This is a genomic window from Streptomyces sp. NBC_00377, assembly GCF_036075115.1.
Classification (GTDB): domain Bacteria; phylum Actinomycetota; class Actinomycetes; order Streptomycetales; family Streptomycetaceae; genus Streptomyces.
The window spans coordinates 6,616,989-6,641,371 of record NZ_CP107958.1; the positions used below are offsets into that span (position 1 = coordinate 6,616,989).

Genomic DNA, 24,383 nt, shown 5'->3' on the forward strand with positions numbered 1-24,383 from the left:
ACTTCGTCTACTGCCGGCGTACCGGCGGGAACCCGGACGTCTCCGTCCTACGGACGATTCCGGTCCCCGGGAGCCGAAGCGGTCGAACCGCGCACCACCAGCTCCGGCATGAACACGAACTCGCTGTGGGGCGCCGGAGTCCCGCCGATCTCCTCGAGGAGCGTGCGGACCGCGGCCTGTCCCATCGCGGGGACCGGCTTGCGGACGGTCGTGAGCGGCGGGTCGGTGAAGGCGATCAGGGGGGAGTCGTCGAAGCCGACCACCGACACGTCCCGCGGAACGGCGAGATCCCGCTGCCGGGCCGCCCGTATCGCGCCGAGCGCCATCATGTCGCTGGCGCAGACGATCGCCGTGCAACCCCGGTCGATCAGGGCGTTGGTGGCCGCCTGGCCGCCCTCCAGGGTGTACAGGGAGTGCTGGACGAGGTCGGTCTCGATCGTGTCCGGGCTGAGGCGCAGCTGTTCCTGGACCGCCCGGACGAAGCCCTCGATCTTGCGCTGGACCGGCACGAACCGTTTCGGTCCGAGGGCCAGGCCCACCCGGGTGTGGCCGAGCGAGACGAGATGGGTGACCGCCAGGGTCATGGCCGCCCGGTCGTCGGGCGAGATGAACGGCGCCTGGACCTTCGGCGAGAAACCGTCCACCAGCACGAAGGGGACGCCCTGGGCGCGCAGCTGCTCGTAGCGCTCCATGTCGGCCGTGGTGTCCGCGTGCAGCCCCGAGACGTAGATGATGCCGGCGACGCCTCGGTCGACCAGCATCTCGGTCAGCTCGTCCTCCGTGGAGCCGCCCGGGGTCTGGGTGGCGAGGACGGGGGTGTAGCCCTGGCGGGTCAGCGCCTGGCCGATGACCTGGGCCAGGGCCGGGAATATCGGGTTCTCCAGCTCCGGCGTGATGAGGCCGACCAGACCCGCGCTGCGCTGGCGCAGCCGGACCGGGCGCTCGTAGCCCAGGACGTCCAGAGCGGCGAGCACGGACTGACGGGTGGTGGCGGCGACACCGGGCTTGCCGTTGAGAACGCGGCTGACGGTCGCTTCGCTCACCCCCGCCTGCGCAGCGATGTCGGCAAGCCGTGTGGTCACAGGGGTGGACTGTACCGGTCGAGTGCTGCCTTGCACACCGACCGGACGCCGTGGGCGACCTGGTGAACGGCCCGCGGGCTGCTGCGTCATCGCGCTCCTCATGAAAGTGATGGCAAGAGCTTGCAGAGTCTTGCACAGTGCCCCTGTGTCCCGCTATGAGGCCTCTGGGCCATGACAACTACGGTCTCGCGGCGGTCGAGGGGAGGTCACGCACGGGTCACGCGCGGATAACTTCGGAGATCTCTTGCGCTTTTTTGCTGCAAGCTCTTTCGTGCCGCTTACAACGCTGTTACGTTCACGTCGCCCGACGGCAGCAACGGCGCGGTCGGAGTCGGCAGGACAGCGGACGGGACCGCTTCCTGTAGCTAAACGGGCTCTCACCCTCAAGGAGAAACTCATGCGGCGTGGCATAGCGGCCACCGCGCTGGTGGCGTCCTTCGCCCTCGCGGCGACGGCCTGCGGCGGAGACGACAGCGGCAGCGACAAAGCGTCCGGGCCGGTCACCATCACCTGGTGGGACACCTCCAACGCCACCAATGAGGCGCCGACGTACCAGGCCCTGGTCAAGCAGTTCGAGGCCGCCAACAAGGACGTCAAGGTCAAGTACGTCAACGTGCCCTTCGACCAGGCGCAGAACAAGTTCGACACGGCCGCCGGTGCCTCCGGCGCCCCGGACGTGCTGCGCTCCGAGGTCGGCTGGACCCCCGCCTTCGCCAAGAAGGGCTACTTCCTGCCGCTGGACGGCACCGAGGCCCTCAAGGACCAGGACAAGTTCAAGTCCAACCTGATCGAGCAGGCCAAGTACGAGGGCAAGACGTACGGCGTGCCGATCGTCACCGACACCCTCGCGCTGGTCTACAACAAGGCCCTCTTCTCCAAGGCCGGCATCACCGAGGCCCCCAAGACCTGGGACGACCTGAAGACCGCCGCCGCCACCGTCAAGGCGAAGACCGGCGTCGACGGCTACTGGGGCTCCACCCAGGCCTACTACGCCCAGTCCTTCCTCTACGGCGAGGGCACCGACACCGTCGACGCCGACGCCAAGAAGATCACCGTCGACTCGGCGGCCGCGAAGAAGGCGTACGGCACGTGGCTGGGTCTGTTCGACGGCAAGGGCCTGCACAAGGCCGACACGACCGCCGACGCGTACGCCCACATCCAGGACGCGTTCGTCAACGGCAAGGTCGCCGCGATCGTCCAGGGGCCCTGGGAGATCACGAACTTCTACAAGGGCAGCGCCTTCGCGGACAAGGCCAACCTCGGCATCGCCACCGTCCCGGCCGGTTCCACCGGCAAGGCGGGCGCGCCGACCGGCGGCCACAACCTCTCGGTCTACGCGGGCTCGGACAAGGCCCACCAGGCCGCGGCGCTGAAGTTCCTCAACTTCATGACCTCCGCCACGAGCCAGGCGACGGTCGCGCAGAAGAACTCCACGCTGCCGACGCGTGACGACGCCTACACCGCCGCCGTCAAGGCCGACCCGGGCATCGCCGGCTACCAGACGGTCCTGTCCGCCGCCCAGCCGCGCCCGGCGCTGCCGGAGTACAGCTCCCTGTGGGGTCCGCTCGACACCGAACTGCCCAAGATCGCGGGTGGCAAGGAGACCCTCGACAAGGGCCTGAGCAACGCTGAACTCGCCATCGCCAAGCTGGTGCCGGACTTCAGCAAGTGAGCCGGTGTGGCCGCCGGATCTTCCACATCCTGGAGGGGGGAGATCCGGCGGCCACCGGTCTGTGAGCCTTGAGCCGTACCCCCGTCGACGATCCAGCGTGAAGATCCAGAAGGTGTCGAACCATGACAGTCGCCATCGACCGCGCGACCGGCAAGCGCCGCGGTGACCGTGAGCCGAGGCCCGGGCCGGCCGGGCGCCTGAGGCGCGGCTACCAGAAGCACTGGTACGCGTACGCCATGATCGCCCCGGTGGCGGTCGTCCTCGGCGTCCTCGTGCTGTACCCCCTGGTGTACGGCCTGTACCTGACGTTGACGGACGCCAACAGCCTGAACACGGCCCGCACGATCGGCGTCAACCACATCGACGCCACCTACAAGTTCATCGGCCTCGACAACTACGCCGACATCCTGTGGGGCCCGACGGCCTACGACCGCTTCTGGTCGCACTTCATCTGGACGATCGTGTGGACGGCCGCCTGTGTCGCCCTGCACTACGGCATCGGCCTCGGCCTCGCCCTGCTCCTCAACCAGAAGCTGCGCGGACGCACCCTGTACCGGCTGATCCTGGTGCTGCCCTGGGCGGTGCCCACCTTCGTCACCGTCTTCGGCTGGCGGTTCATGCTCGCCGACGGCGGCATCATCAACTCCGCGCTCGACGCCCTGCACCTGCCCTCGCCGCAGTGGCTCGAGGACACCTTCTGGCAGCGCTTCGCCGCGATCATGGTCAACACCTGGTGCGGTGTGCCGTTCATGATGATCTCGCTGCTCGGTGGCCTCCAGGCCATCGACGCCTCCCTCTACGAGGCCGCCGAGATGGACGGCGCGAGTGCCTGGCAGCGGTTCCGGTTCGTCACCCTGCCGGGGCTGCGGTCCGTGAGCTCCACCGTCGTCCTGCTGGGCATCATCTGGACCTTCAACCAGTTCGCCGTCATCTTCCTGCTGTTCGGCACCACCGCCCCCGACGCGCAGATCCTCGTCACCTGGGCGTACTACCTCGGCTTCGGACAGCAGCCACGTGACTTCGCCCAGTCCGCCGCCTACGGCATCCTGCTGCTGGCCATCCTGATCGTCTTCACCTCGTTCTACCGCCGCTGGCTGAACCGCAACGAGCAGCAGCTCGCGATCTGAGGCAGGAGTTCCCATGAGCAGCACCACAGCAGAGACCTCCGCCGCCGTACCCGAGCAGCGCTCCGCGAAGTCCCCCCGCCGCACCCGCCGCCGCGGCGAGAACAGCCTCGCCGGCTCCCTCGCCTCCCACGGCATCCTGCTCGTCGCGAGCGTGATCGCGCTCTTCCCGATCGCGTGGCTGGTCTACCTGTCCCTCGGCCCGGACAAGGACGACTACCTGCACCCGGGCGGCATCTGGGACAAGATGTCGTTCCGCAACTACACGTTCGTCCTCGAACACACCCAGTTCTTCGAGTGGCTGAAGAGTTCGCTCATCGTCACGCTCGGCACGACGGCCGTCGGCGTGCTCATCGCCGCCACCACCGGCTACGCCGTCTCCCGCATGCGCTTCCCCGGCTACAAGAAGTTCATGTGGGTGCTGCTGGTCACCCAGATGTTCCCCGTCGCGGTGCTGATGGTGCCGATGTACCAGATCCTCTCGGACCTGAAGCTCATCGACAACTACTTCGGCCTGATCCTCGTCTACTGCACGACGGTCATCCCGTACAGCGCCTGGCTGCTCAAGGGGTACTTCGACACCATCCCCTTCGAGATCGACGAGGCGGGGCGGGTGGACGGGCTCACCCCGTTCGGCACCTTCTTCCGGCTGATCCTGCCGCTGGCCAAGCCCGGTCTCGCGGTGGCCGCCTTCTACAACTTCCTCACCGCGTTCAGCGAGGTCGCCTTCGCGTCGACGTTCATGCTCAGCGACGACAAGTACACCCTCGCCGTGGGCCTGCAGTCCTTCGTCAGCGAGCACGACGCCCAGCGCAACCTGATGGCCGCCACCGCGGTGCTGATCGCGATACCCGCCGCCGTGTTCTTCTACCTCGTGCAGAAGAACCTGGTGACCGGCCTCACGGCGGGCGGCACCAAGGGCTGAGCCCCTGCGAGACTCCCGCGCGCCGAATGACGCGCGGGTGGCGGCCGCGGTGTCCATCCGACCCCGCCGGCACCGCGGCCGCCTCATCCACCCGCCTCGTCGACCCGTCTCGCGACCACTCGCCCTCGACCACGAAGCCGAGCCCCAACTCCATGTCAACAGCCCCTCCCCCACTCTCGAACGCGCTCGAGCGGGAGGGACCCCCATCGCCCCAAGGACGCCATGAGCCAGCAGCCCGCAGCCCCGGCCCCCACTACCACCTCGGCTGTCACCACCGTCGCCAAGCGCCGTGACTGGTGGCGGGACGCGGTGATCTACCAGGTGTACCCGCGCAGCTTCGCCGACAGCAACGGCGACGGCATGGGCGACCTGGAAGGCGTACGCTCCCGCCTCCCCTACCTGCGCGACCTCGGCGTGGACGCCGTGTGGCTCAGCCCCTTCTACGCCTCCCCCCAGGCCGACGCCGGCTACGACGTCGCCGACTACCGCGCGGTCGACCCCATGTTCGGCAACCTCCTGGACGCCGACGCGCTGATCCGCGACGCCCGCCGGCTGGGCCTGCGGATCATCGTCGACCTGGTCCCCAACCACTCCTCCGACCAGCACGAGTGGTTCAAGCGGGCGCTGCGGGAAGGGCCCGGATCGTCGCTGCGTGACCGCTACCACTTCCGGCCCGGCAAGGGCGCGAGCGGCGAACTCCCGCCCAACGACTGGGAGTCCATCTTCGGCGGCCCGGCCTGGACGCGCGTCACCGAGCCGGACGGCACCCCCGGCGAGTGGTACCTCCACCTCTTCGCGCCCGAGCAGCCCGACTTCAACTGGGACCACCCGGCGGTGGGGGACGAGTTCCGCTCCGTCCTGCGCTTCTGGCTGGACATGGGCGTCGACGGCTTCCGCATCGACGTGGCCCACGGCCTGGTCAAGGCGGCGGGTCTGCCGGACCTCGGCGCCCACGACCAACTCAAGCTGCTGGGCAACGATGTCATGCCGTTCTTCGACCAGGACGGCGTCCACGAGATCTACCGCCAGTGGCGGCTCATCCTCGACGAGTACTCCGGCGAGCGCATCTTCGTCGCCGAGGCGTGGACCCCGACCGTCGAGCGCACCGCGAACTACGTCCGCCCCGACGAACTCCACCAGGCCTTCAACTTCCAGTACCTGGCCACCGAGTGGGACGCGGCGGAGCTGCGCGAGGTCGTCGACCGCACCCTGGAGGCGATGCGCCCGGTCGGCGCCCCCGCCACCTGGGTGCTGTCCAACCACGACGTGACGCGGCACGCCACCCGCTTCGCCAACCCGCCCGGCCTCGGCACCCAGATCCGCACGGCGGGCGACCGCGAGGTCGGCCTGCGGCGCGCGCGGGCGGCCACGCTGCTGATGCTGGCGCTCCCCGGCTCGGCGTACGTCTACCAGGGCGAGGAACTCGGCCTCCCGGACGTCGTCGACCTCTCCGACGAGGTGCGCCAGGACCCGGCGTACTTCCGTGGCGCCGGGCAGGACGGCTTCCGTGACGGCTGCCGCGTCCCGATCCCGTGGACGCGTGAAGGCTCGTCGTACGGCTTCGGCGACGGCGGCAGCTGGCTGCCCCAGCCGTCCGGCTGGGGCGAGTTGAGCGTCGAGGCGCAGGAAGGGGTGCCCGGTTCGACGCTGGAGCTGTACCGCTCGGCCTTCGCAGTCCGCCGCTCGCGGCCCGACCTGGGCGCGGGCGACTCGGTGGAGTGGCTGAAGGCGCCGGAGGGCGTACTCGCTTTCCGGCGCGGGGAGTTCGTCTGCGTGACGAACACGACCGGGGAGTCGGTGACGACGCCCGCGTACGGACGGGTGCTGCTCGCGAGCGGTGAGGTGAGCGAGACGGACGGCGGCGAGGCGAAGCTGCCGGCGGACACGACGGCCTGGTTCAGCACGGTCTGACAGCCCCTCGGGGGGAGTCCGGAAGTTCTTGCATCAACTTCGCACGGCCCGCTGCCTTTTCAGGCGGCGGGCCTTTAACATCTCCGTCACCGCAAGATTGCTGAAATGTTTCAGCAAGCGCCTTCAACGGAGAAGGACATCCCCACATGGCAAGCAGCAGACCGCTTTCGGGCGCCCTCGCCCTGGCCGCCGCGGCCGCCGTCATGGCCCCCACCGCCGCGTCCGCCACCCCGCCCGGCACCAAGGACGTCACCGCCGTCCTCTTCGAATGGAACTTCGCCTCGGTCGCCAGGGAGTGCACGAACACCCTCGGCCCCGCCGGCTACGGCTACGTGCAGGTCTCCCCGCCCGCCGAGCACATACAGGGCTCGCAGTGGTGGACGTCGTACCAGCCGGTGAGCTACCGGATCGCGGGCCGCCTGGGCGACCGCACGGCGTTCCAGAACATGGTGAACACCTGCCACGCGGCGGGTGTGAAGGTCGTCGTGGACAGCGTCGTCAACCACATGTCCGCGGGCAGCGGCACCGGCACCGGCGGCTCGTCGTACACGAAGTACGACTACCCGGGCCTGTACTCGTCCTACGACTTCGACGACTGCACGTCCCGCATCAGCAACTACGGCGACCGCTGGAACGTGCAGCACTGCGAACTGGTCGGACTCGCCGACCTGGACACCGGCGAGGACTACGTCCGCAAGACGGTCGCCGGGTACCTGAACGACCTCCTCACCCTCGGGGTCGACGGCTTCCGCATCGACGCGGCCAAGCACATCGACACCGCCGACCTGGCCGACATCAAGTCACGGCTGACGAAGCCGGGTGTGTACTGGAAACAGGAGGTCATCTACGGCAGCGGGGAGGCCGTCCAGCCGACCGAGTACACCGGCAACGGGGACGTCCAGGAGTTCCGCTACGCCTACGACCTCAAGCGGGTCTTCAACAACGAGAACCTCGCCTATCTGAAGAACTACGGCGAGGGCTGGGGCTACCTGAACAGCTCGGTCGCGGGCGTCTTCGTGGACAACCACGACACCGAGCGCAACGGATCGACCCTCACCTACAAGGACGGCGCGAACTACACGCTCGCCAACGTCTTCATGCTCGCGTACCCGTACGGCGCCCCGGACATCAACTCCGGTTACGAGTGGTCGAACGCGGACGCGGGACCGCCCGACGGCGGTGCGGTGAGCGCCTGCTGGCAGAACGGCTGGAAGTGCCAGCACGCCTGGCCGGAGATCATGCGCATGGTCGCCTTCCGCAACGCCACGCGGGGCGAGCCGGTCGGCAACTGGTGGGACAACGGCGGTGACGCGATCGCCTTCGGGCGGGGCGCGAAGGGCTACGTGGCCATCAACCACGAGAGCGGCTCCCTGAACCGCACCTTCCAGACCGGGTTGTCCGCGGGCACCTACTGCAACGTACAGAACAACACGACCGTCACCGTGAACTCCTCGGGACAGTTCACGGCGACGCTGGGCGCCAACACGGCGCTGGCGCTCTACGCGGGCAAGTCCAGCTGCTGAGCCGGTCGGTGAGGCAAGGGTCGTGAAAGTTCTTTCTCGTTCTTTCACGACCCTTGCTGTAAAGCTTGCGTCGGCGATACCGTCGCGCGGGCGCCCGGCGACGAAGCCGTCCCGCGGCGTCGGGGTCGGACCCAAGAGAGCCGCATTCGCAAGGAGTTCCCGCCTGTGACACCGAGATGGCCGGCGCCCCCGACGCGCCGCACCACGCCGAACGCCCGACGGGTCGCGGCCGTCACCGTGGCCGCGCTGGCCGCGGCCCTCGTGCAGCCCCTCGCGGCGCACGCGGACAGCCCGCCCCCACCGCCGTCCGACGCGAAGCTGGCGGCCGCACCCGCCCGCCACGACGACACCCGTGAGCAGTTCTACTTCGTCATGCCGGACCGCTTCGCCAACGGGGACCCCTCCAACGACAGGGGCGGGCTCACCGGCTCGCGGCTGTCCACCGGTTACGACCCCACCGACAAGGGCTTCTACCAGGGCGGCGACCTCAAGGGCCTGACACAGCGCCTCGACTACATCAAGGGCCTCGGCACCACCTCCATATGGATGTCGCCGATCTTCAAGAACGAGCCCGTGCAGGGCGCCGGCAAGGGGGGAGCATCGGCCGGCTACCACGGCTACTGGATCACCGACTTCACCCGGGTCGACCCGCACTTCGGCACCGACAAGGACCTGGAGACCCTCATCTCCAAGGCGCACGCCAAGGGCATGAAGGTCTTCTTCGACGTCATCACCAACCACACCGCCGACGTCGTCGACTACGACGAGAAGTCCTACTCCTACCTCTCCAAGGGCGCCTTCCCCTACCTGACGAAGGACGGCGAGCCCTTCGACGACGCGGACCACGCCGACGGCGCCGAGCCGTTCCCCCCGGTGGACGCCGACTCATTCCCCCGCACGCCGACGGTGCCCGCCGCGAAGAAGAACACCAAGGTGCCGTCCTGGCTCAACGACCCGACGATGTACCACAACCGCGGCGACTCCACCTACGCCGGCGAGTCCACCACGTACGGCGACTTCTCCGGCCTCGACGACCTGTGGACCGAACGTCCCGAGGTCGTCAGCGGGATGGAGAAGATCTACCAGCGGTGGGTGCGCGACTTCGGCATCGACGGCTTCCGGATCGACACCGTCAAGCACGTGAACATGGAGTTCTGGACCCAGTGGGCGACGGCCCTGGACACCTACGCGGCCGAGCACGGACGCGACCACTTCTTCATGTTCGGCGAGGTCTACTCCGCCGACACGTCGATCACCTCTCCCTACGTCACCCAGGGCCGCCTGGACGCCACCCTCGACTTCCCCTTCCAGGAGGCGGCCCGCCAGTACGTCTCCCAGGGCGGCAGCGCCCGCAAGCTCGCCTCGGTCTTCGCCGACGACTACAAGTACACGACCGACAAGGCCAACGCCTACGAACAGGTCACCTTCCTCGGCAACCACGACATGGGCCGCATCGGGTACTTCCTGAACCAGGACAACCCGAAGGCCGACGACGCCGGACTCCTCGCCAAGGACCGGCTCGCCAACGAGCTGATGTTCCTCAGCCGCGGCAACCCGGTCGTCTACTACGGCGACGAGCAGGGCTTCACCGGCGCCGGCGGCGACAAGGACGCCCGCCAGACCATGTTCGCCTCCCTTACGGCCGACTACCTCGACGACGACGAGATCGGCACCGACCGCACCCACGCGAGCGACGCCTACGACACCCGCGGCCCGCTGTACCGGCAGATCAGCGCCCTCTCCCAGCTGCGCCGGGCGAACCCCGCCCTCACCGACGGCGTCCAGACCGAGCGCTACGCGGCCGACGGCGCCGGCGTCTACGCCTTCTCCCGCAACGGCACCGGCAAGGACACCACCGAGTACGTGGTCGCCTTCAACAACGCCGACGGGGCACGGGCCGCGACCTTCGCGACCGGCACCGCGAACACCGGGTTCCGGGGGATCTACGGCACCACGAAGACGGTCGCCGCCGGCGCCGACAAGAAGATCACCGTGACCGTCCCGGCGGGCTCGGCCGTCGTCCTCAAGGCCACCCGCAGGCCGCCCGCCCCGGCCACCGCGCCGACCGTGTCCCTGCACGCGCCCGCTCCCGGCGCGATCGGGACCGTCACACTCGATGCCGATGTCGACGGGGGCCGGCTCAACAGGGTCGTCTTCGCCGCCCAGACGGGCAACGGGAAGTGGCGGACCCTGGGCTCCGCCGACCACGCCCCCTACCGGGTCACCCAGACCGTTCCCGCGGACGTGCCCGCGGGAACGGCCCTGCGCTACAAGGCGGTCGTGATCGACTCGGCCGGACGCACCGCCGGTGCCACCGCGGCCTCCGTCACCGGCGCCCCGCCCGTCGAGGAGCCCCCCACCGCCTCCTCCCGTGACTACGCGATCGTCCACTACAAGCGCACCGACGGCGACTACACCGACTGGGGCCTGTACGCCTGGGGCGACCTCGCCGACGGCGAGTCGACGACCTGGCCGGACAGCCACCCCTTCACCGGCCGTGACGCCTACGGGGCCTTCGCCTACGTCAGGCTGAAGCCGGGCGCCTCGTCCGTCAGCTTCCTCGTCATCGACAAGGACGGCGACAAGGACGTCTCCGCCGACCGCACGATCGACGTCACCCGGACCGGCGAGGTCTGGATCGAGCAGGGCAAGGACGGCGTCGTCACGGAACGGCCCGGCCTCCCCGCCCAGGACACCGCCAAGGCCGTCCTGCACTACCACCGCGCCGACGGGAACTACGACGGCTGGGGTCTGCACACCTGGACGGGCGCCGCGGCCCCGACCGAGTGGTCCGCCCCGCTGAAGCCCACCAGGACCGACGCCTACGGCGCGGTCTTCGAGGTGCCGCTCACCGCCGGTGCCACCGGCCTGAGCTACATCCTCCACAAGGGCGACGAGAAGGACCTCCCCACTGACCAGTCGCTGGACCTGACCGCGAACGGCCATGAGGTGTGGCTGCTGAACGGGCAGGAGAAGTATCTGCTCCCGCAGCCGGCCGGTTCGGCCGCGGCCCTCGACCTGACGACGTCCAAAGCGGTCTGGATCGACCGGAACACCGTCGCCTGGAACGGCTCCGAGGCCGCCGCCTCGACCCAGTTGCTGTACAGCCGGGACGGTTCGATCGCGGTCCGCAACGGCACGCTCACCGGGTCGGCCAAGTGGCTCCGTCTGACGAAGACCGCCCTCACCGACGCCCAGAAGGCGAAGTACCCGCACCTCAAGGGGTACACCGCCTGGGCCGTCGACCCGCGCGACCGGGACCGGGTACGTGAGGCGCTGAGCGGTCAGGTCGTCGCCTCCCAGCGCGCCGTCGGGGGCACCTCCCAGGCTTCCGGCTCCGGGGGAGGGGCGGTACTGGCGGCGACCGGCGTGCAGATCGCCGGCGTGCTGGACGACCTGTACGCCGGTGCGACCGGGGCGCGCCTCGGGCCGGTCTTCCACGACGGCCGCCCCACCCTGGCCGTCTGGGCGCCGACGGCGCAGCAGGTGTCGCTGGAGCTCGACGGCTCCACCGTGAGAATGAAACGCGACGACGCCACGGGTGTCTGGTCCGTGACCGGCCCCAGGTCCTGGAAGAACAAGCCCTACCGGTACGCCGTGACGGTGTGGGCGCCCGGTGTCGGCAAGATCGTCACCAACAAGGTCACCGACCCCTACTCGGTCGCCCTCACCACCGACTCCGAGCGCAGTCTCGTCGTCGACCTGGACGACAGGTCCCTCGCCCCCGGCGGCTGGTCGACGCTCACCAAACCCAAGGCCGTCCCGCTGAAGGACGCCCAGATCCAGGAGCTGCACGTCCGGGACTTCTCCGTCGCGGACACCACTGTCCCGGCCGAAGACCGCGGCACCTACCGGGCCTTCACGGACCGGGAGAGCGACGGCTCGAAGCACCTGCGGGAGCTGGCCGCGGCCGGCACCTCGTACGTCCACCTGCTCCCCGTCTTCGACATCGCCACCATCGCCGAGAACAAGGCCGCGCAGGCGACCACCGACTGCGACCTCGCCTCCTACCCCGCCGCCTCCGACAAGCAGCAGGCGTGCGTGACCGCCGTCGCCCCGAAGGACGCCTACAACTGGGGGTACGACCCGTACCACTACACGGTCCCCGAGGGTTCGTACGCCACCGACCCGGACGGCACCGGGCGGACCGTCGAGTTCCGCGAGATGGTCAAGGCGCTGAACCAGGACGGCCTCAGGGTCGTCATGGACGTGGTCTACAACCACACGGCGGCGAGCGGCCAGGCGGCGACCAGCGTCCTCGACCGAATCGTGCCCGGCTACTACCAGCGGCTGCTCGCCGACGGTTCCGTCGCGAACAGCACCTGCTGCGCCAACACCGCGACGGAGAACGCGATGATGGGCAAACTGGTCGTCGACTCCATCGTCACCTGGGCCAAGGAGTACAAGGTCGACGGCTTCCGCTTCGACCTCATGGGGCACCACCCGAAGGCCAACATCCTGGCGGTGCGCAAGGCGCTCGACGCGCTCACCACCGCCAAGGACGGCGTCGACGGAAAGAAGATCATCCTCTACGGCGAGGGCTGGAACTTCGGCGAGGTCGCCGACGACGCCCGGTTCGTGCAGGCCACCCAGAAGAACATGGCGGGCACGGGCGTCGCGACCTTCTCCGACCGGGCACGTGACGCCGTGCGCGGCGGCGGCCCCTTCGACGAGGACCCCGGCGTCCAGGGCTTCGCGTCCGGGCTCTACACCGACCCCAACTCCTCGACCGGCAACGGTACTCCGGCCGAGCAGAAGGCCCGGCTGCTGCACTACCAGGACCTCATCAAGGTCGGGCTGTCCGGCAACCTCGCCGCGTACCGCTTCACCGGCACCGACGGCAAGGAGGTCACCGGCGCCCAGGTCGACTACAACGGCGCCCCGGCCGGCTACGCGGACGCACCCGGCGACGCCCTCGCCTACGTCGACGCGCACGACAACGAGTCACTGTTCGACGCGCTGACGTACAGGCTGCCCGCGGACACCCCGGCGGCCGACCGCTTCCGTATGCAGGTCCTCGCCATGGCCACCGCCGCGCTCTCCCAGGGCCCGGCCCTGTCCCAGGCCGGCACCGACCTGCTGCGCTCCAAGTCCCTGGACCGCAACTCCTACGACAGCGGCGACTGGTTCAACGCGATCCACTGGAACTGCGCCGCAGGCAACGGCTTCGGGCGCGGGCTGCCGCCGGCCGTCGACAACGCCTCCAAGTGGCCTTACGCCGAACCACTGTTGAAGTCGGTCGCAGTCGCCTGCCCGCAGATCACCGCGACCTCCGCCGCCTACCGGGATCTGCTGCGCATCCGTACCACGGAGAAGGCGTTCTCCCTCGGCGCGGCCGCACAGGTGCAGTCGGCGCTGTCCTTCCCCCTGTCGGGGAAGAACGAGACACCCGGGGTGATCACCATGCAACTCGGTGACCTCGTCGTCGTGTTCAACGCGACACCGGCGCCGGCGAAGCAGACGGTCGACGCGCTCGCCGGGACGGGATACCGCCTGCACCCGGTACAGGCCGGGGGCGCCGACCCCACCGTCCGCGCCGCGTCGTACCTGACGGGATCCGGCACGTTCACCGTGCCGGGACGCACCGTGGCGGTCTTCTCCCGCACCGCGTCCTAGCCGGACGCGGCGCAGCCCCCTGGAGACGCCCTGGACAGGGGCATTACCTTGGTGGGGCAGACCTTGAATCCGGTCTGCTCCACCGGGGGAGTCCGAGGGTTGACAGATGAACGTCAACGGCAGGCGGACCGATACGACCGTGCTGGTCGTGGACCGTACGGCGGCCGGGCGGTTCGCCCTGGGTGTCGTGCTGCGCCGCGCCGGCCACCAGGTCGTCGCGGTCGGCACCGGCCACGAGGCCCTCACCGAACTCGACGTACGGCTGCGCAAGGGCACCCTGCCGGACGTGGCCCTCGTCGACGTGGAACTGCCGGACATGAGCGGCTTCGAGCTGTGCCGCCGGCTCAAGGCGCGCCCGCACATGGCGGGGCTGCCCGTCGTGCACTTCTCGGCCGGCGACGTGGCCCCCGGCGCCCGCGGACAGGGACTGGAGGCGGGCGCCGAGGCACACCTGGCGATGCCGGCCGAGCCCGAGGAGATCGACGCGGTGGTCCGGGCGGCGGTGCGGGCCGCACGGCTGCGGGCCGACGACCAGGCGGCCGCACGGCGGCTGTCGCAGCTGTCGGAGGCGATCGTCGGCATCCAGGCGGCGCGCTCCCCGCAGGAACTCGCCGACGCCGCCGCCGAGGGAACCGCGCGGCTCACCGGTTCTCCCGCCGCCGTCTTCGTCCTCGGCCCGGACGACGTGCTGCACCGGGGCACCTCGAGGAACCGCACCTCGCTCGCACTGCCGGACCAGGACGCCCACCGGGCCGTCGTCGCCCTGCTGCGACGGCTCACCCACGGACAGGCCGGAGTGCGGATCACCTCGGTGCCCGCACCGCTGTGGCCCGCCGGGTTCTTCCGGCCCGGAGTGCCGCACGACGCCCGGCTGGTGCTGACCCCCACCCAGGACGGCAGGTCCTCGGTGTGCCTGGCCACGCCCACCCGCGAGGTCCGCCGGGTGGACCCCGAGACCGAGTCCCTGCTGGCCCGGCTCGCCCAGGCCACCGTGCTCGCCGCCGAGCCGCTGCTGATGTACCAGGCCGAGCGGCACGTCGCGCTCACCCTCCAGCACAGCTTCCTGCCCCGCCCGCACCGGCTTCCCGAGCTGCCGGGCGTCGACGTCGCCGTCCGCTATGTGCCAGCCTCCCGGGAGACCGAGATCGGCGGTGACTTCTACGCCGCCCTGCGCACGGGGGAAGGGGTACTGGTCGCGGTCGGCGACGTCGTCGGGCACTCGCTGGAGGCGGCCACCGTCATGGTCGAGATCCGGCACGCGCTGCGCGCCTACTGCGTCGACGAGAGCGACCCGGCCGTGCTCGCCGAGCGCCTCGACCGGATGCTGCGGCTCTACCACCCCGGGGTCACCACGACCGTCTGCCTGGCCCTGATCGACCCCGGCACCGGGCGCACCCGCATCGCCAACGCCGGTCACATCCCGCCGCTGATCGTCCGGGACAACCGCAGCGCCGACTACGTCAAGGCGGCCGGCCCGCTGCTCGGCCCGGGCGTCCCCCACCCGCCGCCCACCGAGCTGTTCCTCGAACCCGCCGACCGGCTCCTCATGGTCACCGACGGTCTGATCGAGACCCGGGGCACCGACCTCGCCGTCTCGATGGAACACCTCCGCGCGGCGGCCATCGGCGCCATGCCGGGCCTGGACGCCCTGTGCGACACCCTCCTCACCAGCTTCGGCCACGACCGGCAGGACGACATCGCCATGCTGGCCCTACGGCTGACGGCACTAGGCTGAGCCTTGTTGCCGCCCCAGAACAGGAGTGCCCATGCCGCAGATCACCATCGAACGCTCCCCAGGACTCGACCACGTCGACTGGAACGCGTTCGCGCTCGCGCTGCACCCGGTGGTCGTGGAGACAGCGGCCGCGCGGCTCGAAGCCTGCAAGACGCGGGTCCTTCGGACGGAGGACGAGGTGGTGGGAGACGTGGCGATCGGGCCGGCGGGCGGGCCGGCCATCGTGCACGTCACGCTCGCCCTGCTCGCCGGCCGCTCCGACGCGACCAAGGCCGAGCTCACCGAAGCCGTACTGGAACTGCTGCGCAAGCACATCGAGCCGGCCGACGGGGTCTCGGCGGTGCACGCCTCCGCCGAGGTGCGCGACCTCGACCCCTCGTACCGCAAGTACGAGGAGCAGTACGGATCCTGAGCCGTTTCGGGACTCAGGACGCGAGGGCGATGAGCCGGGTGACCAGGCTGCCGAAGGGGCCGTCGGCCGGCTCGCCGCCGAGCACGGGGCGCAGCAGGGCCCGCAGCTCGTCGTCGTAGGCCGCGCTGACCGCCGTCAGCGCGGCGAAGTCGTGCACGAGCTGGACCTCCAGCTCCTCGCGTGGGATGCGCCGGCCGTCCAGCCAGATCAGCGCGGTCGACTCGGCGAGCGAGATCCAGGAACGGACGGTCAGCTCCAGACGCGGGGGCGCGTCGGTGATCCCCAGATGCGACAGGATCTGTTCGTAGGCGTTCTGGCGTACGGAGTCGATCAGCGCGTTCGTCGTCGACGACCCGACCGCCGGACCGCCGCGCATCAGGGCGGAGAACCCCGGGCCGTGCGCGTCGACGAAGTCGAAGTAGCGGCGCATCACGCGCAGCAGCCGGGCGCCGAGCGGCCCTTCGTGCGGCTCGGCGAACCGGCCCGCCAGATCCTCCGAGGCCCGCTTCAACGCCGCTTCGTACAGGCTGAGTTTGCCGGGGAAGTAGTGGTAGACGAGGGGGCGCGAGATGCCCGCGGCCGCGGCTATCTCGTCGATGGAGACCTCGTCGGGCGAGCGCTGGGCGAACAGTTCGAGGGCGACGCCGATCAACTGCTGCCGCCGCTCCTCGACTCCCATTCTGCGACGAACCCCGGTAGTCATGCGAACACCTTACCGATCGGATCCGGCCCCGAACGGACCGGACCGGCGCAGATGTTCACCCCATCCGTCACCTATCCGGCCACTTGTCCGGTCGCATGTCAGTCACCTTCGGGCCGACCGCCGACCGCCGACCGCCGACCGCCGACCGGTCACAGCAGCCCGGTCAGCGCAGCCCGTTGATCGACCGCCCGTTCTTGAGAGTGCCCTCCAGGCCGGCCTGCGCGCCCCGCTTCGTCGGGACCGCCAGCAGGTTGCCCCGCCCGGACCCGGTCACCCCGCCCGTCGCCCGGACGGACGTCGTCGCCCGGTCGCCGGCCGCGAGGAGGTACCAGCCGCCGCCCTTCGACTTCCACAGCACCCCGGCCAGCACATGCGGATCGCGCGGCCCGCACGCCGGTACGTCCCCGGCCTTCGCCACGGCCGCCCCGAACAGACCGCCCGGCGTGTGGAACTGGGCCAGCACCTGGCTCCCGTCACCCCGCCAGGTCTCGGCCCTGGTGCACACCCAGGCCGCCGTTCCGCTCCCGTCGGGCAGCTGCTGCCGGGTGTAGCCCCAGGCGTTGACCGTCCGTACGCCCTGTCCGCGCGCGTCGGCCAGCGAGCAGGCGAACGGCGCCCAGGTCCGCAGCGCCTGCGCGCCGCTCGCCTCCTCGGGAGCGGCCGGACGCCCCGCGGTGAGGCGGGCGGGGACGAGTTCGCCGAGGTCGCTGAGCAGATGGGTGCCCGAGGCGTCGGTCAGCTGGAGCACGTTCCACGTCGTGCACGTGCCGGTGTGGGTGGCCGGGCTGGCCAGCGGCGAGGTGATCCCGTCGGTCAGCGTCAGGTCCATCACCCCGGCGCCCGGCTTCGACAGGTCCCGCTCGCCGGCCTTGGTGACCCAGGGGGCCGTCAGATAGCGGACATTGCCGTCAGCCCGGCCCAGCACCAGCGCACTCGCCTCGGCGCCGGTCGCGCCGTCGACCCGCGCGAAGTCGAGGGCCGCCCCGGCGGTGCCGTCCTTGGGCTCCGCATAGCGGGCGATGCGCAGACCGTCGTGGAGGATCACCACGCGCGCGTTGTCGACCTCGCCCGCGTAGAGGAGCTGCGGCGGTCCGGCGGGGCCGCCGAAGGGGGTCTCCGGGGTGGCGGAGACCCGCACGCTCTGCCCGGGACGGGCCCAGACGGCGAGGGCGCGGCGCAGGAGCGCGGTGTCGCCGGTGAGGGGACCGCGCGCGGGCCAGACCGAGAAGTCGGTGCGCGCGGAGGTCTTCCAGGCGGCGGGGGTCACCTTCACCAGCCGCCCGGGGTCGAGGGCCGCCTCGGCGGCCGGGTTCTGCGCGTACACCGGGGCGGCCGCGCCGTCGGGTCCCCAGCCACCGCCGGGCAGCACGACCAGGGCGCCGCACACGGCAAGCGCGGCCGCGGCGGCGAGCGCGGCCCTGGTGTGCTGGCGGCGGCGCATCAGATCGGTGGGCCGGACCTGGAGCGAGCAGGCGTCGAACTCGGGGGAGTCGAGCAGGGCGTACTGCGCGGCGGGGACCCCGGCGGCCTCGCGCAGGGCCGCTGTCGCAGCGGTGTCCTGAACGCCGCACCCGGTGAGCACCTCGCGGACCTCGCCGTCGGTGAGTTTCTCCAGGCCGCGCAGCACATAGGCGGCCCGGGCCGGGCCGGACAGGGCGGCCAGGCGCTGGTCCAGAGCGAGTTCCTCGGCGCCGCCGGAGCGGGGGAAGAGGCGCAGGCCCCACACCTGGGGGAGCAGCGGCGGGAGCTGCCCGCGCCGGGGCAGGGCCCGCAGCCGCAGCGGCTGTGCGGCCTCCAGCGCCGTACGCACCACGTGAAGGCGGATGTACGCGTACCCGGCGTCGCCCTCCCCGCCGGTGGACTGGGCCGGGATGACGGGGGCCGAGGCGCGGCGGCGGGGCAGCGCACGCTGGGCGAGGGCGTGGGCGGTCAGAACGCGCCGGCCGCGGCCGAGACCGGGCGGAAGCACCAGGTAGGCGAGCCGGACGAGCCGCGGATAGTGCTCGACGAGCGCGGCCTCGGCCTGCTCGACATCGACGGTCCGGTCGGCGGAGGATCCGGGTGCGGGGCGCGGGGCGACATCCTGTGACTGCACGTCCAGAGGAACGAGCGAAACGGGCGATGGTCACCCCGGGTGGTCCCGTCCTCCCGGAGCGCCGTCGCCGGGTCGGCCCCGGCCGCTGGTATCGCGGGGGCGGGGGCTCCGGCCCCCGGGCACCGGTATTTTGAGCGCACCGCGCGCGAGAGCCGTATCCAGGACGAGGCTCTTGCCAGGGAGGAAACAGATGATGGTGACCCGACCGATGCTCGCGGCGGCCGCCGCCGCGGCGGCGCTGGTGCTGACGGGATGCGGATCCGGAGGCTCCGGGAAGGCCGAGGTGACCGTCCCGGTGACGGCGACCGGCAGCCTGGAGCACCTGGCCGCCGAGGTGAAGTGCACCCCCGACATGCAGACCGACGCCGACGAACTCCGCCAGGCACTCTGCAAGAACGCCGACGGCAAGTTCATCCTGCTGACCTTCGCCACCGACCGAGGTCAGCGCGAGTGGATCAACGGGGCCAAGGACTACGGCGGTCACTACCTGGTCGGCCGCAAGTGGGTGGCCGTGGGGGAGGAGACCAGCACCGTGACGGCGCTGCGCAAGACCCTCGGCGGCGACATCGAGGAGGGCACGGACCACTCCGCGCACGTGTCGGGCGACCCCTCCGGCAGCGCGACGCACTCCGGTCACTGACCGGGCCCCGGCACACCGGCCGGGGCCCCGTCCACCGGCCCCGGCACACCAGAAGGCCGGCGGTGAGGATTCCTCACCGCCGGCCTTCTCAGTCGGCTGTCAGACGGACCCGCTCAGCGGGTCACTTGCACTTCTGGCCGGTGTTGATGCAGTTGACCATCTTGTTCATCAGGTTCTTCGAGAAGAAGTTGATGAAGTCGTTGTGGTCGGTGATCGGCTTGTGCAGGTTCTCCGGGAAGCTGTCGACCGCGTACGGGTTCACGACCGTCCCGTTCTGCAGCTTCGGGGCCGGGACGTTGTAGACCAGCCGGACCTGGAGCTGGGGGATCGCCTTGAAGCCGTTGGCGCAGGTGCCGTTCGCCTGGACGAACGCCACGTGCGTGCGGTGGTTGGCGCTGTCGATGTTCTTGCCGTCCCAGCAGCTCTGGAAGTTGGTCGTCCGCACGACCTGGCTGCCCTGCGGGCAGATCGGGTACTGGGTCTCCAGCTGCACCTTGTTCTCGAAGCCGGTGCAGCTCCAGTTCACGTTGGCGTTGGCGTTGCCGTTGACGAAGGCCTTGGCGTCACCGGTGATGATGCGCAGGGCCGACGGCATCGCGACGACCTTGCCCTTCTTGTTGCCGACGAACTTGATCTGCGCCTGGGCGGGCTGAAGGATCTTGCCGACGTTGCCTTCCTTGCCGCCGCCGTCGTTGTTCTGGTCGAAGTCCTGGCTGCCGTCCTGGACGCGCAGCACCGGCCAGAAGTACGAGGACTTGTCACCCTGGTTCTGGCAGCTGGTGCCGGCCCCCAGCAGTTCCTGGTCGCTCGCGAAGGCGTCGTTGTTCTGGTTGCCGACGTAGTCGTGCAGGTGGTGGGCGCCGTTGGCGACACCGGGGGCCACGATCACGTTGTCCGTGTTGTGGTTGTCGTTCCCGTTGGTGCCGCAGTTCGAGGTGAACGTGCCGCGCGAGCCGCCGTTGCCGTTCGCGGCGAGACCGTTCGCGCCCACGCCCAGCTGTGCGTTCGCCTGGACCTTCGTGATGTCCACGAAGTCCGCGGCGGTCGGGCCGTTGCCGCCCTGGCCGTTCTGCCCCTGGCCGGCGTTGCCGCCGTTGTTCTGGCCGCCGTTCTGCTGACCGCCGTTGTTCTGCTGGCCGCCGTTCTGCTGCTGGCCGCCGTTGTTCTGGCCGCCGTTCTGCTGCTGGCCGCCGTTGTTCTGCTGCCCGTTGCCCGCCTGGCCGGCGTTGGTGTTGTTGGTGCCCTGCGTGGTGCAGGCCGCCAACTGGCTCAGGGAGTTGTCGAACTGGCCACCGGAACGCTGGATGTTGATGCGGATCCGGTCGATCGTGGCGGCCCTCTTCTCCTTGAGAGGCCCGGTGATCGCGTTCTGGACGAAGCTGGCGTCGCCCGCCTGGGCCTGGCGCGTGGAAGCGAGCCGGGCGTAGGCCTCGGTGATCTGCTTGTCCAGGTTGGCCAGTTCGGTCGCGACGCCCTGCTTCGCCCCGTTGGGCACGTTCGTCAGCTTCTGCCCCACATCCGGGCAGGAGATGGTGGCGACCTGTGCGGCCGCGTTGGCGGCCTTGGTCTGATTCTGGCCCGAGTTCGACTCGTGCGCCGAAGCGTAGAAGTTCGCCCAGATCAGCCCGCCCCCGCCGAGCGCTAGGGCCGCCGATGCTGCCACGGCCTTCGTGGCCATCGACGAACGGCGTTTACGTATGTTGCGTCCCATGGAACTCCTCTGACTTCCTTGCGGGGCAGCATCGAGGCGCCCGACAGGAGTGAAGCTGAAGCTGCCCCCTCCTTTACGCACGACGCCCCACAGGTGTTCAGCCCGCTCAGAAATTGATGAGAGCTCCATGCGGCGAAACAACCCCAAAACCCTCACACTGCACAGCAGTTGGCGGCCTCAGCGATCACGGTCCAGATAGGCGAGAACGGCCAGTACCCTGCGGTTGTCGTCGTCCGAGACCTCCAGACCGAGCTTCACGAAAATGTTCGCGGTGTGTTTGGCGACGGCCCTCTCGGTGACGACCAGTTTGCCCGCGATCGCCGCGTTCGACCGGCCCTGCGCCATCAGTTCCATCACGTCACGTTCGCGCGGGGTGAGCCGGTCCACGGGCCCCCGGCCGTCCCCCGAACGCCGGGCCAGCAGCTGCTGGATCACCTGCGGGTCCATCGCCGTACCGCCGGCCGCGACCCGCCGTACGGCGTCCACGAACTGCTCCGCGTCGAACACCCGGTCCTTCAGCAGATAGCCGATCCCACCGGTGCCGTCGGCGAGCAGCTCACGCGCGTACAGCTGCTCGACGTGCTGGGAGAGGACGAGGACCGGCAGCCCGGGCCTCCTGCCGCGGGCCCTGAGCGCGCACTGGAGACCCTCATCGGTGTGCGTGGGCGGGAGCCGGACGTCCACCACGGCGACGTCCGGCTCCAGTTCGGTGAGCGCCCGCTCCAGTTCGGGCCCGGTCTCGACGGCGGCGGCGATCTCGAAGTCGTAGGCCTCCAGCAGTCGGACGAGACCGTCCCGCAGCAGGAAGAGGTCCTCGGCTAGGACAACACGCAAGGGATCTCCATGGTCACCATGGTGGGACCGCCGGCGGGGGAGCTGACGGCCAGGACGCCGTCGAATGTACCCAGTCGCCGCTCGACCCCGGCCAGGCCCGAGCCCCCCTCCACGGCCGCGCCACCCCCGCCGTTGTCGGTGACCGAGATCCGCAGCTGACCCGCCCCGTGGTGGAGGTCCACCCAGATCCGGTCGGCGCCCGAGTGCTTGACCGCGTTGGTGAGCAGCTCGCTCACCGCGAAATAGGCCGCCGACTCCACCGGGGCGTCCGGGCGCCCACCGCCGAGCTCGACGTCCACCTCGGTGCTGACGGGCAGCCGCAGCGCCAACGCCCGTACCGCGTCACCGAGTCCGCGCTCGGCCAGCACCGGCGGATGGATGCCGTGCACCAGGTCGCGCAGTTCGGCGAGCGCCTCGGCGGACGACCGACGGGCCTGCGCCAGAAGCTCCTTCGCCTTCTCCGGGTTCTTGTCGACGAGCAACTCGACGGTGCCGAGGTCCATGCCCATCGCCACCAGCCGCGCCTGGGCGCCGTCGTGCAGATCCCGCTCGATGCGCCGCAGCTCGGCGGCGGAGGTGTCGACGGCGTCCCGTCGGGTTTCCGTCAACACCCGTACTCGCTCGGCCAGTTCGGCCTGGCTTGGGGCGAGCACCGCCTTGGTGAGGCGGAAGTGGACCTGGAAGGCGCTCACGGCGTACCGGTGCGCGACGACGAGGACGACGGCGCCCAGCGCGGCCGCGGCGAACGCCGTCGTCCAACCGCTGACCGGTACGAAGCCGTACCAGTACGGTCCGTACGCGCCGTAGGGCCCGCCCGTCATCGTCCGCCACAGCCCCAGCGCCAGCGCGAACCCCTCCAGCGGATAGAGGACCAGCACGGCCGGCAGCAGCGCGGTCACGAACCCCGCCGTCATGTCCACCTGGAGCCAGCGCAGGTCCCGCCAGGTCGCCGGGTCGCGCAGCAGCGCGTAGGTCCGCTTCCACGGGTTGGCGGTCTCCGGGAGCGGCCGGTACGCCGACGGAATGCGCACCCCGCCCCAGCGTTCGGCGAGCGCCCGCCGCCGGTCGGCGTAGGCACGCACCCCCTTCACCACGTAGGGCGTGGTGAAGGCGCCGACCCCGATCGGTATCAGGACCAGGGACACGAGGGAGAGGCAGAAGCCGAGGACGGCCGCCGGCAGCGACACGACGGCCAGCGCGAGCCCCCGCCCGGCGGCGAGCACCATCCCCCGGGCCCTCGAACCGCCGTCGCCGCTGTTCGTGTTGGTGTTCATGGCGTCAGTCTGGCCGAGCCGGGACCGGCGGTCACTGGGCCGACGCCCCCGGTCAGGGGGTGGTGCCAGGTACACCCCGGACCTCGGGCCCGCCGCCGTCGTCCGCCGCGAGGACCTTCGCCTCGACCTCCGGGTCCAGGCCCTTGCGGGTGCGGTCGGGGCGCTGGGGAGCCGTACCGCCGATCGAGCGCAGCCAGTCCCAGGTGTCGGCGACGGTCTCCTCGACCGGACGGCAGGACAGCCCCGACGCGACCGCCCGCGAGATGTCGGCCGCGTGCAGGGCGTCGTGCATGTCGCTGCCCGGCGGCACCCACACGGGCAGCTCGGTCCACGGCTCGATGCCCGCGTCGAGAATGATCTCCGGCGCGGTCCAGCGCAGTTCGGCGTCGGAGCCGGTGGTCCGCACGCACGCTTCGAGCAGCCCGCCCATCGTCGCGTGTCCCTGCGGGCTCATCAGGTTGTACGGCCCGCTCAGCTCCCGTTCGACCGCGCCGAGGATCCACCTGGCGAGGTCGCGGGCGTCCACGTACTGAAGGGGCAGCTCGCGCGGCCCGGGCGCGAGGACCGGGCCGCCGCGGGCGATCCGGGTCAGCCACCAGGGCAGTCGGCCGACGTTCTCGTACGGGCCGAGGATCAGTCCGGCCCGTACCAGGACCGAGTCCTTCGCGCCGAAGGCGTCCAGGACGGCCAGCTCACCGCCGCGCTTGTCCCGGGCGTAGTCGGTCTGTCCGGCGTCGGGTGCGGCCCCCTCCACGACGGGCGCGTCCTCGCCGTACCCGGCGGGCGGGGCCCAGGTGTACACCGAGCAGCTCGACACGTACACGTACCGGCCGGCGCGGCCCCGCAGCAGCCGCGCCGCCTCGTGCACCGCGCGGGGCGCCGCCGACCAGGTGTCCACCACGGCGTCCCAGTCACCCTCGGCCAGGGCCCCTAGCCCTCCGGGCGCGGTGCGGTCACCGGTCAGCAGCCGGGTACCGGGGGCGGGTGCCTGCCGCCCGCGGTTGAACACCGTCACGTCCCAGCCGCGCCCGAGGGCCGTCTCGACGACGGCCCGTCCCACGAACTCCGTACCGCCCAGCACCAGAAGTCTCATACCGGTGACTGTGCCCGCTCCGGACGCGGCGGG

The 24,383-nt window shown here is 70.6% G+C and carries 16 protein-coding genes; 9 read left to right on the forward strand and 7 right to left on the reverse strand.

Translation table 11 applies throughout. The annotated features are described in order from the left end of the window. Nucleotides 1–47: 47 nt before the first annotated feature. Entirely contained in the window at nt 48–1,082 is a 1,035-nt protein-coding gene (locus tag OHS71_RS29345; RefSeq protein ID WP_328482328.1) for a LacI family DNA-binding transcriptional regulator, read from the reverse strand. A 397-nt stretch (nt 1,083–1,479) separates the two neighbouring features. Between OHS71_RS29345 and OHS71_RS29350 the strand changes: the two genes are divergently transcribed. From OHS71_RS29350 to OHS71_RS29385, 8 genes are all read left to right on the forward strand, one after another. Beyond that, nucleotides 1,480–2,754: an extracellular solute-binding protein gene (locus OHS71_RS29350; RefSeq protein WP_328482329.1), complete on the forward strand. Its 1,275-nt coding sequence runs from the start codon at nt 1,480–1,482 to the stop codon at nt 2,752–2,754. A 122-nt stretch (nt 2,755–2,876) separates the two neighbouring features. Then, nucleotides 2,877–3,881: a carbohydrate ABC transporter permease gene (locus OHS71_RS29355; RefSeq protein ID WP_328482330.1), complete on the forward strand. Its 1,005-nt coding sequence runs from the start codon at nt 2,877–2,879 to the stop codon at nt 3,879–3,881. 13 nt (nt 3,882–3,894) lie between these two features. Beyond that, complete coding sequence (locus OHS71_RS29360) at nt 3,895–4,803, forward strand: sugar ABC transporter permease (RefSeq protein WP_328482331.1); 909 nt, start codon at nt 3,895–3,897, stop codon at nt 4,801–4,803. Nucleotides 4,804–5,025: 222 nt separating this feature from the next. Beyond that, a complete protein-coding gene (locus OHS71_RS29365; protein ID WP_328482332.1) occupies nt 5,026–6,714 on the forward strand; it encodes a glycoside hydrolase family 13 protein in 1,689 nt (562 codons plus the stop codon). Nucleotides 6,715–6,860: 146 nt separating this feature from the next. After that, the gene (locus OHS71_RS29370; RefSeq protein ID WP_328482333.1) at nt 6,861–8,237 is read left to right on the forward strand and encodes an alpha-amylase; all 1,377 of its coding nucleotides are present in this window, start codon (nt 6,861–6,863) and stop codon (nt 8,235–8,237) included. Nucleotides 8,238–8,402: 165 nt separating this feature from the next. Further along, nucleotides 8,403–13,853, forward strand: a complete 5,451-nt coding sequence (gene pulA / locus OHS71_RS29375; protein ID WP_328482334.1) for a pullulanase-type alpha-1,6-glucosidase — start codon at nt 8,403–8,405, stop codon at nt 13,851–13,853. A gap of 106 nt (nt 13,854–13,959) precedes the next feature. Next, nucleotides 13,960–15,588 carry a fused response regulator/phosphatase gene (locus tag OHS71_RS29380; protein WP_328482335.1) on the forward strand — a complete coding sequence of 543 codons (1,629 nt, stop codon included), beginning with the start codon at nt 13,960–13,962 and terminating at the stop codon, nt 15,586–15,588. A gap of 31 nt (nt 15,589–15,619) precedes the next feature. Further along, on the forward strand, nt 15,620–16,000 hold the full coding sequence (locus tag OHS71_RS29385; RefSeq protein ID WP_328482336.1) for a 5-carboxymethyl-2-hydroxymuconate Delta-isomerase: 381 nt from the start codon (nt 15,620–15,622) through the stop codon (nt 15,998–16,000). Between the two features lie 13 nt (nt 16,001–16,013). Here OHS71_RS29385 and OHS71_RS29390 read toward each other — a convergent pair whose 3' ends face one another. Both OHS71_RS29390 and OHS71_RS29395 read right to left on the reverse strand, forming a co-directional pair. Then, entirely contained in the window at nt 16,014–16,703 is a 690-nt protein-coding gene (locus OHS71_RS29390; RefSeq protein WP_328482337.1) for a TetR/AcrR family transcriptional regulator, read from the reverse strand. 163 nt (nt 16,704–16,866) lie between these two features. Continuing rightward, nucleotides 16,867–18,798 (reverse strand): hypothetical protein, encoded by a 1,932-nt coding sequence (locus OHS71_RS29395; RefSeq protein ID WP_328482338.1) that lies wholly within the window; start codon nt 18,796–18,798, stop codon nt 16,867–16,869. 190 nt (nt 18,799–18,988) lie between these two features. On the opposite strand from OHS71_RS29395, the gene OHS71_RS29400 reads away from it, so the two are divergent. Continuing rightward, the gene (locus OHS71_RS29400; RefSeq protein ID WP_328482339.1) at nt 18,989–19,438 is read left to right on the forward strand and encodes a hypothetical protein; all 450 of its coding nucleotides are present in this window, start codon (nt 18,989–18,991) and stop codon (nt 19,436–19,438) included. Nucleotides 19,439–19,559: 121 nt separating this feature from the next. On the opposite strand, the gene OHS71_RS29405 is transcribed toward OHS71_RS29400, so the two are convergent. The 4 genes from OHS71_RS29405 to OHS71_RS29420 all read right to left on the reverse strand — a co-directional run bounded on the left by OHS71_RS29405 (nt 19,560) and on the right by OHS71_RS29420 (nt 24,350). Beyond that, the gene (locus OHS71_RS29405; RefSeq protein WP_328482340.1) at nt 19,560–21,149 is read right to left on the reverse strand and encodes a DUF1996 domain-containing protein; all 1,590 of its coding nucleotides are present in this window, start codon (nt 21,147–21,149) and stop codon (nt 19,560–19,562) included. A gap of 177 nt (nt 21,150–21,326) precedes the next feature. Beyond that, the gene (locus tag OHS71_RS29410) at nt 21,327–21,983 is read right to left on the reverse strand and encodes a response regulator transcription factor (protein ID WP_328482341.1); all 657 of its coding nucleotides are present in this window, start codon (nt 21,981–21,983) and stop codon (nt 21,327–21,329) included. Next, on the reverse strand, nt 21,968–23,257 hold the full coding sequence (locus OHS71_RS29415; RefSeq protein WP_328482342.1) for a sensor histidine kinase: 1,290 nt from the start codon (nt 23,255–23,257) through the stop codon (nt 21,968–21,970). The genes OHS71_RS29410 and OHS71_RS29415 overlap by 16 nt, the downstream gene beginning before the upstream one ends. Before the next feature lie 52 nt (nt 23,258–23,309). Further along, nucleotides 23,310–24,350 carry an NAD-dependent epimerase/dehydratase family protein gene (locus OHS71_RS29420; protein ID WP_328482343.1) on the reverse strand — a complete coding sequence of 347 codons (1,041 nt, stop codon included), beginning with the start codon at nt 24,348–24,350 and terminating at the stop codon, nt 23,310–23,312. Nucleotides 24,351–24,383 lie beyond the last annotated feature (33 nt).